The 16482-nt window shown below is 46.9% G+C and carries 16 protein-coding genes; 13 read left to right on the top strand and 3 right to left on the bottom strand.

Annotated features, from left to right (window positions below; genetic code table 11):
* The first annotated feature begins 12 nt into the window (after positions 1–12).
* Both MHH60_RS23345 and MHH60_RS23340 read left to right on the top strand, forming a co-directional pair.
* Entirely contained in the window at positions 13–1371 is a 1359-nt protein-coding gene (locus tag MHH60_RS23345; protein ID WP_076134194.1) for a TrkH family potassium uptake protein, read from the top strand.
* Positions 1372–1384: 13 nt separating this feature from the next.
* A complete protein-coding gene (locus MHH60_RS23340; protein ID WP_036679808.1) occupies positions 1385–2056 on the top strand; it encodes a potassium channel family protein in 672 nt (223 codons plus the stop codon).
* Between the two features lie 524 nt (positions 2057–2580).
* On the opposite strand, the gene MHH60_RS23335 is transcribed toward MHH60_RS23340, so the two are convergent.
* Complete coding sequence (locus MHH60_RS23335; protein WP_076134195.1) at positions 2581–3483, bottom strand: LysR family transcriptional regulator; 903 nt, start codon at positions 3481–3483, stop codon at positions 2581–2583.
* Between the two features lie 402 nt (positions 3484–3885).
* Here MHH60_RS23335 and MHH60_RS23330 point away from each other — a divergent pair, with 402 nt between their 5' ends.
* From MHH60_RS23330 to MHH60_RS23300, 7 genes are all read left to right on the top strand, one after another.
* The gene (locus MHH60_RS23330) at positions 3886–4551 is read left to right on the top strand and encodes a succinate dehydrogenase cytochrome b558 subunit (protein ID WP_036679804.1); all 666 of its coding nucleotides are present in this window, start codon (positions 3886–3888) and stop codon (positions 4549–4551) included.
* Between the two features lie 45 nt (positions 4552–4596).
* Entirely contained in the window at positions 4597–6339 is a 1743-nt protein-coding gene (sdhA, locus tag MHH60_RS23325; RefSeq protein ID WP_076127961.1) for a succinate dehydrogenase flavoprotein subunit, read from the top strand.
* A 75-nt stretch (positions 6340–6414) separates the two neighbouring features.
* Positions 6415–7179 carry a succinate dehydrogenase iron-sulfur subunit gene (gene sdhB / locus MHH60_RS23320; RefSeq protein WP_036679800.1) on the top strand — a complete coding sequence of 255 codons (765 nt, stop codon included), beginning with the start codon at positions 6415–6417 and terminating at the stop codon, positions 7177–7179.
* Positions 7180–7389: 210 nt separating this feature from the next.
* Positions 7390–8181, top strand: a complete 792-nt coding sequence (locus tag MHH60_RS23315; RefSeq protein ID WP_076134197.1) for a DUF3891 family protein — start codon at positions 7390–7392, stop codon at positions 8179–8181.
* Positions 8182–8238: 57 nt separating this feature from the next.
* Positions 8239–9168 (top strand): metallophosphoesterase, encoded by a 930-nt coding sequence (locus MHH60_RS23310; RefSeq protein ID WP_081388911.1) that lies wholly within the window; start codon positions 8239–8241, stop codon positions 9166–9168.
* 38 nt (positions 9169–9206) lie between these two features.
* Positions 9207–9749, top strand: a complete 543-nt coding sequence (locus MHH60_RS23305) for a GNAT family N-acetyltransferase (protein ID WP_076134198.1) — start codon at positions 9207–9209, stop codon at positions 9747–9749.
* A gap of 209 nt (positions 9750–9958) precedes the next feature.
* A complete protein-coding gene (locus tag MHH60_RS23300) occupies positions 9959–10690 on the top strand; it encodes an NADPH-dependent oxidoreductase (protein WP_256715078.1) in 732 nt (243 codons plus the stop codon).
* Between the two features lie 143 nt (positions 10691–10833).
* Here the strand turns inward: MHH60_RS23300 and MHH60_RS23295 are convergent, their stop codons facing one another.
* The gene (locus tag MHH60_RS23295; protein WP_076134201.1) at positions 10834–11643 is read right to left on the bottom strand and encodes a histidinol-phosphatase; all 810 of its coding nucleotides are present in this window, start codon (positions 11641–11643) and stop codon (positions 10834–10836) included.
* Positions 11644–11714: 71 nt separating this feature from the next.
* Entirely contained in the window at positions 11715–12617 is a 903-nt protein-coding gene (locus MHH60_RS23290) for a LysR family transcriptional regulator (RefSeq protein ID WP_038573173.1), read from the bottom strand.
* A gap of 254 nt (positions 12618–12871) precedes the next feature.
* Here MHH60_RS23290 and MHH60_RS23285 point away from each other — a divergent pair, with 254 nt between their 5' ends.
* The 4 genes from MHH60_RS23285 (at position 12872) to MHH60_RS23270 (ending at position 16481) form a co-directional block, all read left to right on the top strand.
* Positions 12872–13327 (top strand): chemotaxis protein CheX, encoded by a 456-nt coding sequence (locus tag MHH60_RS23285; RefSeq protein ID WP_036679793.1) that lies wholly within the window; start codon positions 12872–12874, stop codon positions 13325–13327.
* 28 nt (positions 13328–13355) lie between these two features.
* Complete coding sequence (locus MHH60_RS23280; protein WP_076134202.1) at positions 13356–14132, top strand: SDR family NAD(P)-dependent oxidoreductase; 777 nt, start codon at positions 13356–13358, stop codon at positions 14130–14132.
* Positions 14133–14229: 97 nt separating this feature from the next.
* Positions 14230–15738: a DEAD/DEAH box helicase gene (locus MHH60_RS23275; RefSeq protein WP_076134204.1), complete on the top strand. Its 1509-nt coding sequence runs from the start codon at positions 14230–14232 to the stop codon at positions 15736–15738.
* Entirely contained in the window at positions 15735–16481 is a 747-nt protein-coding gene (locus tag MHH60_RS23270; RefSeq protein ID WP_036679788.1) for an ABC transporter ATP-binding protein, read from the top strand. The genes MHH60_RS23275 and MHH60_RS23270 overlap by 4 nt, the downstream gene beginning before the upstream one ends.
* Position 16482 lies beyond the last annotated feature (1 nt).

Below are 16482 nucleotides of genomic sequence, written 5' to 3'. Positions count from 1 at the left end.
GAAGGTGAGCAAATGGCTTCACAGTTTCGCAGGATTTCTGAATTTAAGTTTCTAAAGCTCTCGCCGCCGCAGATACTGGTGCTGGGTTTTGCATCGATTATTTTGATAGGGGCCTTGCTGCTTATGCTCCCCATCTCAAGCACAAGCGGGAATTCCGTGAAATTTATTGATGCATTATTTACTTCAACTTCGGCAACCTGTGTAACAGGGCTTGTTGTGCTGGATACCGGAACTTCGTTCACGATTTTTGGGAAAACCGTAATTATGGTCCTAATCCAGATCGGCGGCTTAGGGTTTATGACCATGGCCACTCTATTTTCACTGGTGTTAAAGCGTAAAATATCTTTGCGGGACAGGCTAATCCTACAGGAAGCCATGAATCAAGGCTCTATGGAAGGAATTGTGCGACTGATCCGGAGAGTCCTTATATATTCTCTTGTCATAGAAGGCTGTGCCGCTTTGCTGCTGTCTATTCGCTGGGCTTTTGATATGCCGTTGGGAAAAGCGATTTATTATGGCATATTTCATGCGGTGTCTATGTTTAATAATGCGGGGTTCGATATTTTTGGGGATTTTCGCAGTTTAACTGATTACGTATATGATCCGCTTGTGAATATTATTGTGATGTTTCTGATTGTCTCCGGCGGGATTGGTTTTATTGTAATGTCAGATCTGGTGGAGTTTCGGGTAACCCGCAGGCTGTCTCTACATAGTAAAGTTGTCCTGTCCACCAGTACAGGGCTGATTCTGATCGGAGCTCTGGTTATTTTTATATTCGAGTTTACTAACACTCGTACCCTGGGTTCACTGAATTTTGGCGGTAAAATATTATCGGCCTTCTTTCAATCCGTTTCTCCCCGTACGGCTGGCGCGAACACAGTTGATATTGCTGGACTTCGGCAGGCTACACAATTTTTTATAGTGATTCTTATGTTTATTGGTGCTTCTCCGGGCTCAACGGGCGGCGGGATCAAGACAACAACCTTTACGATGATGATTGGTGCTGTAATTGCTATGCTGCGTGGACGGGAAGATGTTGTGTTGTTCCGTTATCGGCTGGCTCAGGAGCGCATCTACAAGGCATTAACGATCACGCTGCTGGCTTTGTTGTTAATCGCCTCTGTGTCGATGATACTCTCCACAACTGAAGACAGTAATTTCTTGGCAATCTTGTTTGAGACGACCTCCGCCTTTGCTACGGTAGGACTGACTATGGGGCTAACTCCGGAACTGTCAGCGATCGGTAAGATTCTACTCTGTCTGACGATGTTTGCAGGTCGGCTAGGTCCACTAACCTTAGCGTATGCACTCGGTCCCAAACAGGGTAAACCATTGTATAAGTATCCGGAAGGTAAAATAATTATTGGATAGGAGTTAATTAGAAATGAAAGCACAGCAATTTGTAGTAATCGGCTTAGGTCGCTTCGGTTCAAGCCTGGCGCTTGAGCTGATGGAAATGGGCTACGAGGTGCTCGGCATTGACCACCATGAAGAACGCGTGGAGGAAATGAGCGATCAGTTGACGCATACGGTAGTAGCAGATGCTACAGATGAGGGGATTATGCGCTCGCTTGGTGTACGGAACTTTGATTGTGGGATTGTTGCGATTGGTGACAATATGGAGAGAAGCATTCTGGCGGCCATTTTGTTGAAGGAGATTGGAGTCAAGCAAGTGGTGGCTAAGGCAATCTCCATCCTTCATGGCCGCGCACTGTCGCGGCTGGGGGTTGATCGGGTTATTTTTCCGGAGCGGGATATGGGGATTCGTGTGGCACACCAGCTGGTGACGCCCAATTTGCTGGATTATATTGAACTGTCCAAGGATTATAAAATTGTCGAGCTGACCGTACCGTCCTGCATGAACGGCAGAAGTTTGTCTGATTTAAACACAAGAGCTAAATATGGCTGCAGTATTGTTGCCCTAAATAGGGAAAGTGGAATAATCGTCGCTCCAACCGCCCATGATTATTTGAGTGAAGGCGATGTTATGGTACTCATTGGTCCTAATGAAAGTATTGACCGTTTTGAGAGTGAAGTTGTGAACCAAGAATCATAGGAAAAGAAGCTGACTCAAAAGTAGTGAATTCTACTTGGGGGCAGCTTCTTTTTTATGGAGTAAAGAGTAGGAAACGTAATGGATTTTACTATGCCATATGACTATAGACCACGCGTAGTGTTCTAAGATATTGGTTTGGGCGGTGGATGATTTGTTAGGTGTGATATTCGTACGGCTGTAGTAGATGATTTGTGGTATCTGTGACGGTGGAATATGGGCGATATGCGTTCTTTGTTTGTACGATGTATAGAGTGGGTGTGAACTAATTAGGGAAAACCTCCCTAAAAATAGCCGCTATTCGCTCTAAATGAACGACATTAGGGAATTCCTCCCTAATAAACAGAGGGATTCCTTTATTAGTTACTGAATCAGCCGAAAATTAGGGAAGTTTTCCCTAATTTTAAGTCTGCTGAACAGAAATCTCTAAATTTCAGGGAGAAATTCCCTAATTACGCTATAAGTGCTTCAGTTATTGCCTCATTTGGAGATCACTAGGTGCGCACCTTGATTCATTTGGTCCGGCTTTACTGCTCACGTTCTGTCAGAAACATCTCTTCGGTAACTTGCACCAGACTGCGAGCCGCCGTGCTCATGCTTCCATCGTCACGGTAAATCAGGCAGGTGGTCCTTTGAGTCTGCTCCAGCTCCTTGATATGTAAGGACACCAGCCCGCCGCCGTTCAGCAGCTCTGGACGCAGATAAGACTTTGGCAGTAACGCAGCCGCTTTGACAGTCGGAAGCAGCCGCACGATGGCTTCGAAGGAGTCAATCTCCATACGCACATCGGGATCAATCCCGCAGCGCTGGAATAGATCGTCCGTCAGACGCCGGTACCAGGTCCCCTTTGAGAAGAGAATCATAGGCAGCCGGGATAGATGATCCATGGTTAGCTTGGAAGATAAATTTAAAGGATGCTGCTCTGAGACGACCAGTCGCAGTTGATCCTCAAACAGAGAAATGCAGCGTAACCCGGGTTCTTGAATAGAGGAAGCGATCAGACCTACATCTGATTTTCCCTCACTAACTGAGGATACGATCTCATGCGTTCGGCCTGTGATCAGCTTCAGCTCTGCAGTCGGATATTTATCCATATAAGCGTTTACCAGCGGCGGAAGCGTGGTCTGCAGAGAGGTAAGACTAGCCCCCAAGGTGACAAGCCTTGGCTCCCCCTCTTTGAATTTAGAAAGGGCTTCCAGAAACTTGGAACGCTGCTGCCGTTGTTCAAGCGCATAGGAATAAGTGAGACGCCCAACCTCGGTTAACTCCAGTCGTTTGCCATAACGATTAAACAGTGCGACCCCCAGACGTTCCTCGAGTTTAGAAATTTTGCGAGACAAGGCGGGCTGGGATAGATTGAGCTGGCGTGAGGCCCGGTTTAAGCTGGAATGTTCCACAACTGCTGCAAAAACATCTAAATCGTCAAACATAATTGAGTTCCTCTCCTAATGCGATGTACGATCAGTAGTGATGAAATTCATAGCCGTAAGAGTAACTGTTCTTATTACATAAGGAAAATCAGGTTATGTCGGAAAATGTTGTTTTGATAAATGAGAATTATTATCATATAAAATCTATTCTTATGCGTTTATTGTATAACGTTTAATAATTAGATTGCAATTCCCTTATAAGCGAAAAAAGAGTAACATGAAAAGTGACACAAGATATTCACATTTTGTGAAAAATAAAACTAAGTCCGGTAAACTCTAGGATAACGGTAAATTAAGGAATTATGTCATTGGATTGTCAACGTTATCCTGTGTCAAATGTAGTTCCGGCGGTGAATACCCATTAATGAAAACGCTGTTTTAATCGGAAAGGGGTTACTTTGTATGAAAGGATTTTATTCCAGAAAGATTCATTCCTTGCTAGGCGTTATCCCACTTGGAGCCTTCTTCATTGAGCACATGATGACGAATTTTGCGGCTGTAGAGGGTGGCGCTTCCGGTTTCACTGACAGCGTGTTATGGCTGAACAGCCTGCCGCTCGTCTTCTTCCTGGAATTGTTCGGTATATGGCTTCCACTGCTGTACCATGGGGTATACGGACTTTATATTGCGTATCAATCCAAGCCGAACTTGAACCGTTTCAACATTGAAAGAAACTGGCGTTACACCCTGCAACGGATTACAGGTATTGTTACCTTCATCTTTATCGTCTGGCACTTGTTCCAAACACGGGTTCAGGTGGCAGTGGGTAATGTGGAGCACGAAGAATTAGGCGGTCTGATGCATGATATCGTGACTCAGCCACTTCTGCTGACACTGTATATTATCGGTATCGTTGCTGCATGCTTCCACTTCTCGAACGGTCTCTGGTCTTTCTTGATCAGCTGGGGAATTACCGTAGGTCCACGTGCACAGCGGGTATCTTCTTACCTCTGTCTTGGCATATTTGTATTAGTAACTTTCATGTTCCTGATTTCGCTGGTTACTTTCCGTGACAGTGAATTTCAAACCGCAGCAACCATTGCCCAGTCCATAAAGACCTTCATTTAATTTAAGAATCCTTTCTGATATTTTCGATAAAAGGAGTGAACTATCATGGCAACATCCGATATCATTATCGTGGGCGGCGGCCTGGCCGGCCTGATGGCTACCATCAAGGCAGCGGAAGCCGGTGCGCATGTCCATTTATTCTCATTAGTTCCTGTAAAAAGATCACACTCCGTATGTGCGCAAGGCGGCATCAATGGCGCTGTAAATACCAAAGGTGAGGGCGACTCCCCTTGGGAGCATTTTGATGACACCGTCTATGGCGGTGACTTTTTGGCGAATCAGCCGCCGGTTAAGGCAATGTGTGAAGCTGCGCCAGGTATCATTCACCTTATGGACCGGATGGGCGTTATGTTCAACCGTACGCCGGAAGGCCTGCTCGACTTCCGTCGTTTCGGCGGAACGAAGCGGCACCGTACAGCTTTTGCCGGCGCGACAACAGGCCAACAGCTGCTGTACGCGTTGGATGAGCAGGTGCGCCGCTGGGAAGCTGAAGGTCTCGTAACTAAACGCGAGAACTGGGAGTTCCTTTCAGCTATCATCGACGACGAAGGTGTATGCCGTGGCATCAGTGCCCAAAATCTTAAGACGATGGAGATTGAGACTTTTCCTGCGGATGCTGTTATTTTGGCAAGCGGCGGGCCGGGTATTATTTTTGGCAAAACAACGAACTCCGTTATTAATACAGGGACAGCCGCAAGTGCGGTATACCAACAGGGCGTACATTATGCCAACGGAGAATTTATCCAGATTCACCCAACGGCTATTCCGGGAGATGACAAGCTCCGCCTGATGTCGGAATCGGCACGTGGCGAAGGCGGCCGTATCTGGACTTATAAAGACGGGAAACCGTGGTATTTCCTCGAAGAAAAATATCCGTCCTACGGTAACTTGGTGCCGCGCGATATTGCTACACGTGAAATTTTTAATGTGTGTGTGGATCAAGGGCTGGGCATTAATGGCGAGAACATGGTGTATTTGGACCTCTCTCATAAGGATCCGAAAGAGCTGGACGTGAAGCTTGGCGGGATTATTGAAATTTACGAAAAATTCATGGGGGATGATCCCCGTAAAATACCAATGAAGATTTTCCCGGCTGTGCACTATTCTATGGGCGGCATGTGGGTTGATTACAATCAAATGACGAACGTTCCTGGTCTTTTTGCAGCCGGAGAATGTGAATATCAATATCATGGAGCGAACCGTCTAGGCGCCAACTCACTGGTATCTGCTATTTACGGCGGTATGGTCGCAGGACCAAAGGCTGTTGAATACATTAAAGGCCTGAAGAAATCATCGCAGGATATCTCTTCATCTGTATTCGATAGCTTCCACAAAAAGCAAACGGACAAATATGAGTCTCTGTTAGCGATGTCTGGGACAGAGAATGCTTATGTGATCCATAAGGAACTGGGCGAATGGATGACCGCCAATATGACCGTGGTGCGGCACAATCCGAAGCTGGAAGCGACCATTGGCAAAATCAAAGAGCTTAAGGAGCGTTATCGCAAGATCAATATGAATGATGCATCGCGCTGGAATAACCAAGGTGTGGCCTTCACTCGCCAGCTCTGGAATATGCTTGAGCTGTCCGAAGCGATGACACTTGGAGCGCTTATGCGGAATGAGAGCCGTGGTGCACATTACAAACCGGAATTCCCGAATCGTAATGATGAGGAGTTCTTGAAGACCACAAAAGCAGCCTGGACTGCAGAGGGTCCACAAATCTCCTACGACGAAGTGGATGTCTCGCTGATTCCTCCACGGGTACGCGATTATTCGAAGGATTAATGCTTTCCAGTAACAGAATAGCTTGCGAGGCAAGCTTCATGAAATAAAATCAGGCAATTTTAGGAGGGAACCATTATGGCGGAAACAGCTGCAGCTCCCAAAAACGTAAAGTTTATCATCACCCGCCAGGACGATCCACAAAGTTCATCGTATGTCGAGGAGTTTGAACTTCCTTATCGTCCAGGTATGAATGTGATCAGTGCTTTGATGGAAATTCAGCGTAACCCTGTGAATGCCAAAGGTGACAGCACAGTTCCCGTATGCTGGGATTCCAACTGTTTAGAAGAAGTGTGCGGAGCTTGCTCCATGGTGATTAATGGCAAACCCCGCCAAGCCTGCGCTGCACTTATAGACAATCTGGAGCAGCCTGTACGCATTGAGCCTATGAAGACATTTCCGGTGGTGCGTGACTTAGTCATTGACCGTACCCGGATGTTCAATGCGCTAAAACGGGTGAAAGCATGGATTCCGATTGACGGTACGTACGATCTTGGACCGGGACCGCGGATGCCGGAGAAAAAACGGCAGTGGGCCTATGAATTATCCAAATGTATGACCTGTGGCGTATGTTTGGAGGCTTGTCCGAATGTCAACGAAAAGACGGATTTCATCGGACCGGCAGCCATTTCTCAAGTCCGTCTGTTCAATGCTCACCCTACAGGTGAAATGAACGCTGACGAAAGATTGGACGCTCTGATGGAGGATGGCGGGATCGATGGCTGTGGTAACTCACAGAACTGTGTGCGCGCTTGTCCAAAGGGGATTCCTCTTACGACATCCATTGCAGAAATAAACAAACAAACAACAAAGCATATGTTCAAACGTTGGTTAGGTGTGTAATTAATAGTACCGCCAAATGTTTATCTATTGAGCTATCCTCAAAGTGGATTCCATTCGCTGGGGGTAGTTTTTTTTATGTGGTTAAGACTCTCTTATCTGCTTGTGGCGGGAAAGTCTTGCAGGGCTGGAGCAGGTTCAGAACATTGACCAATTTATGCTATAATATCCATTGTTAACGTAATGTTAGCTGTGGAACAAGGAGGAATAATCGTGATTTGTCGGGAGCAAGATGGAGCAATTGTAATGGTTAAGCAGCATGATCACGGGAAACTTGCCGGAGAGCTGGCCATTGGGTTCAAAGAGCAGCATGTGCCAACTGAAGGACGCCGGGAAGAGGTTCTGTGGGCAGTAGCGCAGCATGATAGGGGCTGGATTGATCTGGATGAGACCCCTTTCTGGAATGATGCGGAGCAAGCACCCTACACCTTTATTGATTTTCCTGTAGTGCCTAAGTTGACCTTTTATAAGCGTGGATTAGATGAGATCGAGGAACACACACCGTACGGAGCGTTGCTGTGCAGCTTGCATTTTGAACGGCTTATTAAGATAGCGGGACTCGATTATCCAGAACTTACTTTATATCAAGAACATGAAGAGGAGCGCAGAGCACGTATCCATCGGGAACTTGAAGCTTCTAAGCCTATTGGGGAAGATGAGCTGTATTATGATGCCCGTCTTTTAGAATTCTGCGATGATCTGTCCTTGTATTTGGCCTTAAATGAGCCGGGGTGTCCGAAATCAGAGGAGCATCCATGGTGGCGTGAAGGGTTCTCAGGTACTGAAGATTTCAGTTTTACGTCAGGTCGTGTCATCACAGCGGAGTGGCAGGATAAGTCAACGTTAGTGCTTGAACCGTTTCCTTTTGAAAAAACGCTGGAAGTAGCATTTATGCTGAGACGAGTTGAAAAATCAGAAATCGCAAAAAAAGGGATTGCACGCGCTTACAGCGAAACTCCGGAGAAAGAATGCCGGATTGTTCTAACTGCCCGAAATAATATATAAGTTATTATTTGGACCGTCTGTTTTTCGGGGAAAAGGTAAAGAAAGGAGAATCTCCCTATGAAGATACAATCGTCTGGGGCTTCTCCCAATAAGAATGGCGATAAGATCCACAAGGACACCTCTAAGGGGCGTTCTGGTGGCGAGTCTACAATTACCCGCCGGCAGTTCCTGACTCGGAGTGCGGCTGCTGTAATCGGCGCAGGATTGCTCACAAGCGGATATGCATGGCAGGGAGAGCCGAACTGGATTGAGGTCACTAAGCTGGACTTGCGCTTTAAGGAGCTTCCGTCCGCTTTTTCAGGGATGAAGCTTGTTCATTTCAGTGATACGCATCTCGGATTTAATAAGGATGCCAGGGATCTGGCCCGACTCACTAAACATATAAGCAAAGCTGAACCGGATCTTATTTGCTTCACGGGTGACATTGTGGACAGCGATCCTGAGGATCTTGTTGAAGCCGTACCGGTGCTGGCAGCGTTAAGTGCGCCATTGGGGAAATTTGCGATATTAGGCAATCATGATTACAAGAATACCCAACTGGTTACCGAGCTGCTGGAGTCTGCGGGCTTCCGGGTGCTAAGGAATAAATCCTACCTTCTAAAAAGAGGCGGGACAGTCATGGCGGTTACGGGTCTGGATGATTTGTTACACGGTAAACCTGACCCAGCGAAAGCCATTACTGGTGTTCCTGAAGGAACTTTTAACATCCTTTTGATGCATGAGCCGGATTATGCGGATACCGCACAGGCCTATTCATTCGATCTACAGCTTTCCGGGCACAGTCATGGCGGACAAATTCGCCTGCCCTTTATAGGTGCGCCATTTACGCCTTATCGATCTCTTAAATACATAAATGGATTGTATTATACAGAAGACAAAGCCATGCCTGTGTATGTGAATAGAGGGTTTGGAGAGACATACATGCCATTTCGGTTATTTTGTAGGCCAGAATTAACGGTTCTGACGCTGCATCGGTCCATGAGCTGATTAGGCTGGAATTTTAGCTGCACGGAAGGGGAGAGAAGATGAGCACCTATGGAGCAGTGTTGTTAGAGACACAACATGGTTTAGCGGTTGATCTGAGGCTGATCATGCCTGAGGATGTTTTAGCTTTGCGGCAGCTGCTTTCCCATCCAGATGTGCAGCGCCATATTCTAGTACGCTCCGGCCCTGGATCAGCATCTGCCCAGGTGGAGAAGCTGGTAAACCGGATGTTATTTGCCTTCGATCCTTGTGCGCTGCATGCCGGGATCTATTTAAAGGGGCAGCAGCGGTTGATCGGTATAGTGGCTTTGCAGAATTGGAACCGCCGTGAGGGCACAGCTACCTTAGGATATATGCTGGACCCGGCATGGTGGGGATGCGGGCTGGCGACGGAGGCCGTGGGTTTGTTTTTGAACTATAGTGTTCATACCCTTGGGATAAGAAGGATCGAAGGACGCTGCACAGGAGATAATATTAGATCGGAACGTGTGATGCTCAAGAATGGTATGAAGCTGGAGCGGGTGATGCCCAAAGTCGGATCCTTGGACGATGTAATGAAAGTATTCACATTGTTACACAAATGAAATAATGCCGTTATCAAACTCTAACAGTGTGCGGTTAAACTAAGTACATGACCCCCTTTTAAAAATATACTGCTTTGGGACCCGATGATTCGGGTCCATTTTTTTGTTTGAAAAGAGTAGCGTAAGTGATTGGCAGTACCGAATCTGATCGTTTATGATTAACATACTATGGAGTGGAGTGACCAAGGAGGCGTAACATTTTGAATGAAGTGGTACAAACATTAAAAAATCATCGTTCTTTCCGGCAATATTCAAACCAGCCTGTGGAGCCAGAGAAGCTACAAACAATGATTGAATCGGCTCAAGCCGCACCGTCATGGGTTCATGGACAGCAGGTATCGATAATCGCCATCAAAGATCCTGCGCGTAAGGAGGAGCTTTCAGTTTTGTGCGGAAATCAGAAGCATGTAGCGGCAGCACCGGTTTTTTTGGTGTTTTGCATGGATTTTTATAGAGCTAAAGTAGCTAGTGAGCTGGAAGGCAAGTCTTTTGAAGCCGTAAAAGATGTGGATGCACTTTTGGTTGGAGCTACAGATGTGGGAATCTCATTGTCTAACGCGATTGCAGCGGCGGAATCCATGGGACTGGGCATCATTCCTATTGGGGGTGTGCGCCGCAACACAGCGGGTGTGATTGAATTGCTGAAGCTGCCGGAGTACGTATTTCCTGTCGTCGGTCTCTGCGTGGGATACCCAGCGGAGGAGGTTTCTCAGAAGCCGCGGCTGCCGCTGGAAGCTATATTTCATGAGGAGCAATACAATCCGGACGTACAAGGCCTCCTGGAGGCGTATAATCAAACCCACCGTGAATTCTTGCAGCAGCAGGGGATGACGGAGAGAGATTGGACCAATACGATTGCTCATTTTTATGAGATCAACCCGGAATATGGAGATGCGAAACGTACGCTGAAACAACAAGGCTTTAGCTGTGATAATCTGTAAATAAACAAAAAAATGCACCAAGCTGAGATTGGTTTAACGGAGGGTGAACCTTGCCCCTAAACCAATAACGCTTGGTGCATTATTCAATTTCTACCTTAAACGCTTACCGTCCTTACAGGAACATTGAAGGCGTTTAGGCTTGATTACAGAGAAACTTTGACTTTTTGGCGCTGCTTGTAATAAACCCAGTGTGTAAAGCCTATTGCTTTGAGCTGTGCAGCTACCGCATCACGATCCTCAGCGACCCGGGACGGCTTATGTGCATCCGAACCGAAACTAACCTCTACGCCAAAATGTAGTGCCCGCTCCAGAATATCTTCAGAGGGATACCAGCCGCCGACCAGCTTAGTTCCGCCTGAGGTATTGATTTCGATGGCCACGCCACATTCACTGATTACACGCAGACAATCGTCAATCGGCTGAGGTGCAGGAATTTCGGAAAAAGCAGGATAATTTCCCTTCATCGCATCAATGTGTCCGAGTATTTGGAACATACCACTGCGTGCGGAATCAGCAATCAACCGGTAATATTCAGACTTCACGCGGATCTTCTCATTTTTGCTAAGGTTTTTCCAGCGCCCTTTGTTAAAAATGCTGACTCCACCAACACTATGTACCGATCCAATCACATAATCAAAAGGGTAGGCCGATAATGTCTTGCGGTATATCTCAGCATGTTCGGGGAAGTAATCTGATTCGATGCCTAACAGTACGTCGATAACGCCTTCGTACTCTTTTTTGAGGGAGAGAACATCATCTACATAATTAGCAAATTCGGATTTAGCCATTGCGATTTTGGGAAAAGCCTGATCGGATGGATCTCCGAAATAAGGAGTATGATCGGAAATACCTATAACGCCCAATCCAGCGGCAATCCCAGCTTCGATATAATCCCTAATCGTTCCGTCAGCATGGCCACAGCGGAAATGATGGGTGTGTAAATCAAATTTCATCAAGAACATCTCCTTTAAACAAGGTTATGCAATCAGCTCAGAAGTAATCGGTTCCACTTTGTGGTTGGGATTTATTCAGACCCGATAAATTGGGTTTCCGGCATGCCTTTAAGATCGCTTAGGAACTGCCTCATAGCAGAGTTTACGTATTTGCCTGATTTTGTGATCACGCCAACAGGATGGGTGACTTCCAGCTCAATAATTGGCACGATTTTGAGGGTGCCGGCTCGAACCTCAGCAGTAACTGACTGCTTGGAAATAATGGCGGCGCCCAAATCGAGCTCGACCATCCGTTTCACTTCCTCGCTGCTGGTCAGCTCCATAATGACCTGAGGTTGAATGCCATGTTTGTTCAGAACCTCATCTGCAAATTTACGGCCCACTGTATCTGGTGAGAGCAGAATCAGCGGGGTTTTGCTTAAGGCTTCTATCCCAGCGGTCTTCACTTGAGCGAGAGGATGTCTGGGAGAGACCACCAGTTCGAAGGTATCATAATACAAAATGGAAGTAGACATGCCCGGGCTACGTCCAATTAAATAACCGATGCCGACATCAACAATGCCGTTTTCGACATGCTGATAAATTTGTGATGAGGACATAGAAGAAATTGATGTTTTGATATGGGGGAACTGGTCTTTAAAATAAGATAGAATACGCGGTAAAATTTGAATGGCGATTGAGGTAGTTGTGCCTAGAACTATATGACCTTGGGGATTTTCATCAAGATCTGCAAGCCGTTCCTTAAGTTCCTCGACAATCCTCACAATTTGTTCCGCATGCTCCAGAAAAACAGTCCCTCTATCCGTTAATGTAACAGGCTGGTTTCGGTCAACCAGCTGAGTCTTGAACTCTTCTTCAAGGCTCTTAATCTGTGCTGAAACCGCTGGTTGGGTCAGATTAAGCAGTTCTCCGGCCTTGCGAAAGCTCATCGTTTTGGAAATTGTTATTAGTGTCTCCAGCTGGCTGATGTTCATGGAATACCTCCTTTGGACCATCGAATTGGATGTGTAATTGCGTTAATATCTTACGTTCCACGTTGGCATTTGTTTAAATTATAGGAGATAATACCCGGCAGAGCAATGTTGCTGCGTAAACTATCTTGGGTTTGAATTCGACATATGCATTAATTTTTGCTGAATTGTGCCGATATATAAAGTATAATATATCCATATTGCTTGGGACTTTTGGTATATGACCAAAGCACGATAAAGGGGGAGACTAGACATTCATGAAAGCAGAAGTAATTAATCCGTTTCTAGAGTCTGCACGGACTGTTATAGAACAAGTAATTCAGGTCTCGCCTTCTACGGGGAGTTTAGGGATTAAAGAAATTGAACTGATCGATAATCATATATGGATTCAAGTAGGGATGACAGGCCAACTGAGCGGAAATATTATATTTGGTATCGCGGAGCAGGTAGCCTTGCGAATGGTATCGATTATGATGGGTGGCTTTGTGATCACCGAGATGGATGAGATGGGTCAAAGTGCAATTTCAGAGCTGAGCAATATGATCAGTGGGAATGCCAGTACCATTCTATATAATCAAGGTGTTTCGGTGGATATAAGTCCTCCTCAGATTATGAAGATGGAAAGCATGTCTTTTATGCCTCGTAAAGCGCTTAGTATTCCGTTGTTGATGGATGGGGTTGGAGAGATGGATATTCAGGTGATGATCTCTTAGGCAAGAGTTAGGAGCTGAAATACTTTTCATGGTACTCAAAGATAAGGTTGTTGTGATTACAGGAGCGTCCAGCGGCATTGGTGCATTAACGGCACAGATGCTTAGTAAAAAGGGGGCAATCCCTGTCTTGGTAGCACGTTCCGAAGCGAAGCTGAAAGAAACAGCGACCGGTATCCCGGGCGTTTTTGGACTGTATACCTGTGATGTAACAGATGCTGAGGGTGTTCAGAAGACGTTCGCACAAATTTTGGAGGCATATGGCAGAATTGATATTTTGCTAAATAACGCAGGGTACGGCAAATTTGCTGCTTTTACGGAGATGGAGCCTCATGAATTTGACGATATGATGGATGTTAACTACATGGGGATTGTCCGGTGCACAAAGGCTGTTGTTCCACATATGCTGGAGCGGGGAAGCGGCCAGATTGTAAATGTGGCTTCCATGGCAGGGAAGATAGGCACAGCCAAATCCGTAGCCTACACAGCTACCAAACATGCTGTTCTCGGATTCACAAATGCGCTCCGTCAGGAGCTGCGGAAGAGTGGAATTATCGTCTCGGCTGTGAACCCGGGGCCTATCGCCACCGATTTTTTCAAAACGGCAGACCCGTCTGGCAATTATGAGAAGAGTGTAGCCCGGATGATGATGACCCCAGAGCATGTATCTTCTAAGATCGTTAAGGTTATGGAGACCGGCAAAGAAGAGCTCGATCTTCCGGGTCTGGCAGGGTTTGGCATACGGCTTTACGGGCTGTTTCCTCGCCTGGCGGACAAGCTTACTTATAATGCGATGAACAGAAAATAGACCCTGTTGTCAGCTTTATTGGCCTTCCATTTGGTGGAGAGGCCTTTTTGGCATATAATGAAGATATTATCTCAAGCGAAAAGGATGAATTACACTTATGAATAAAGCTTCTTTTGCGGCTATCGGCATTCAGGAAGACCTCATTGCCCGGTTGTCGGAATTCGGCATTAACGCTCCATCCCCGGTACAAGAGCAGACAATACCGCTTCTACTAGAGGGAAGAGATGTTATTGCAGCTTCCCAGACTGGAACGGGTAAGACGCTGGCCTATCTATTGCCGCTGCTTCAAACGATTAATCCGGAGCAGAAGGTGGTCCAAAAGCTGGTGCTCGCCCCTACACAGGAGCTGGCGATGCAAATCTTACGCGAGGCGGAGCGTTATGGCGAACAGCGCGGAATCCGAGTTATGGGTCTTATTGGCGGGGCCGCAATCAAACGCCAGATTGACAAGCTGCGTGAGCATCCACAGCTAGTTGTGGGAACACCTGGGCGGATCCGCGAGCTGATTGGACTTCGTAAATTGAAGATGCATGAAGTCAGTACTATTGTTCTGGATGAGGCGGACCAAATGTTCCAGCTTAGCGGAGCTGGCGAAGTCACAAAAATTGTCAGCAGTGCGCTGCGTTCACGCCAGCTTGTTATGCTGTCGGCAACAATCGGACCAGAGACGAAAGCGCTGGCTAATCGCGAAATGAAGAACCCGGCAGAGGTTGGGATTGCTCCAGGTGTAATGACTGCTGAAAGTTTGGAGCATCATTATGTTGTTGCTGAAGAGCGTAACAAAATGGACATGCTGCGCCGGGTGATTCGCCATTACAATCCCGATAAAGCGATTGTGTTCGTGAATGCTACAGACGATATTGCCGAGGTTGAGGCTAAGCTGAATCATCTTGGGCTTACTGCGGCAGCACTTTACGGAGATGCCGATAAGGTAACGCGCAGCAATGTATTAAAAGGTTTCCGGGAAGGCAAATTTCGTGTGCTTGTTGCCAGTGACGTAGCTGCCAGAGGACTGGATATTGAGAATCTTTCTTTGGTAGTTAGCTACGATCCTGCTTTTGATTCTGAACATTATGTACACCGTGCAGGCCGTACCGGACGGATGGGACGCCGCGGCTTATCTGTAACAATTGTTACAGAGCAACAGACCTTTATCATGCGGAAATTCGCCCGCGAATTGGATATTGCGCTTGAGGAGCGGGAGATGGTCGGCGGTAAGGTGCTTGCAGCAGATGAAGCGCGCAGCGCTTTGCACAATGGACGGGGACGGAGTAGTGAAGGCAGTGGGCAACGCCGTGATGGATCCGCTCCACGCAGCGGCAAGCCGCCTGTAAGCACATCTGGAGCCTCCAATGTTCAGTCGCCATCCGTTGGAGCAGGTACACCGCCTGCCAAAAGAATGGCTACGATTAACACAAGTGAAACAACAAGCGGAGAACAACAGCGCGATCCACAGCGCAGCGCGAATCCTTCTGCGGGAGCACGCGGAGATGCGACTCCTGCACGGAGCAAACGCAGCAGCAATGCCGAACGTGAGAAGAACCGTAAAAATAAAGGAGCTCCAAAGTGGTTGAAAGACAAAACTCCGAGAGGTGACGGTCAATGAATAATGCTCCCGTATTGCAAATTACGGGTCTCAGTGGTGGGTACAGCCTGAATAAGCCAGTGCTGCATGATATTGCACTTCAGGTGCAGCCTGGCGAAATGGTTGGATTGATTGGTTTAAACGGAGCAGGAAAAAGTACGACGATGAAGCATATTCTAGGATTGATGTCGCCCCATAAGGGCGATATCACCGTACAGGGCAAGACGCGTGCTGAAGATCCCGTTGGATACAATAATGCGTTGTCTTTTGTACCGGAATCGCCGCTACTGTATGACGAAATGACAGTTCGTGAGCATGTTGAATTTACTGCCAGAGCTTATGGGGTAGATCAAAAGGATTATGAATCCCGTACCTCGCATCTTGCCAAGCTGTTCCATATGGAGGATAAGATGGACACCCTGTCGACCCATCTATCCAAAGGGATGAAACAGAAGGTTATGATCATGTGCGCTTTCGTTGCACGGCCTGCATTATATGTCATCGACGAGCCATTTTTAGGATTGGATCCACTAGGTATCCGCTCCTTGCTTGATTTCATGATGGATCTAAAGAACTCTGGATCGTCGATTCTGTTAAGCTCTCATATTCTTTCCACAATAGAGAATTATTGCGACCGTTTTATTGTATTGCATAAAGGCAAGGTGATTGCACAGGGGACGTTGGCGGAAATAGCGGCAACTGCCGGGCATCAGGGGCTGACTTTGGAGCAGCTGTTCTACGAGCTGGTTCAGGGAGGGAAATAAT

Origin of the sequence: Paenibacillus sp. FSL H7-0716 (genome assembly GCF_038002705.1) — a bacterium.
GTDB lineage: Bacteria > Bacillota > Bacilli > Paenibacillales > Paenibacillaceae > Paenibacillus_AQ > Paenibacillus_AQ odorifer.
The sequence above is the reverse complement of the archived record's forward strand: the minus strand, read 5'-3'. Positions and strand labels throughout refer to the sequence as shown.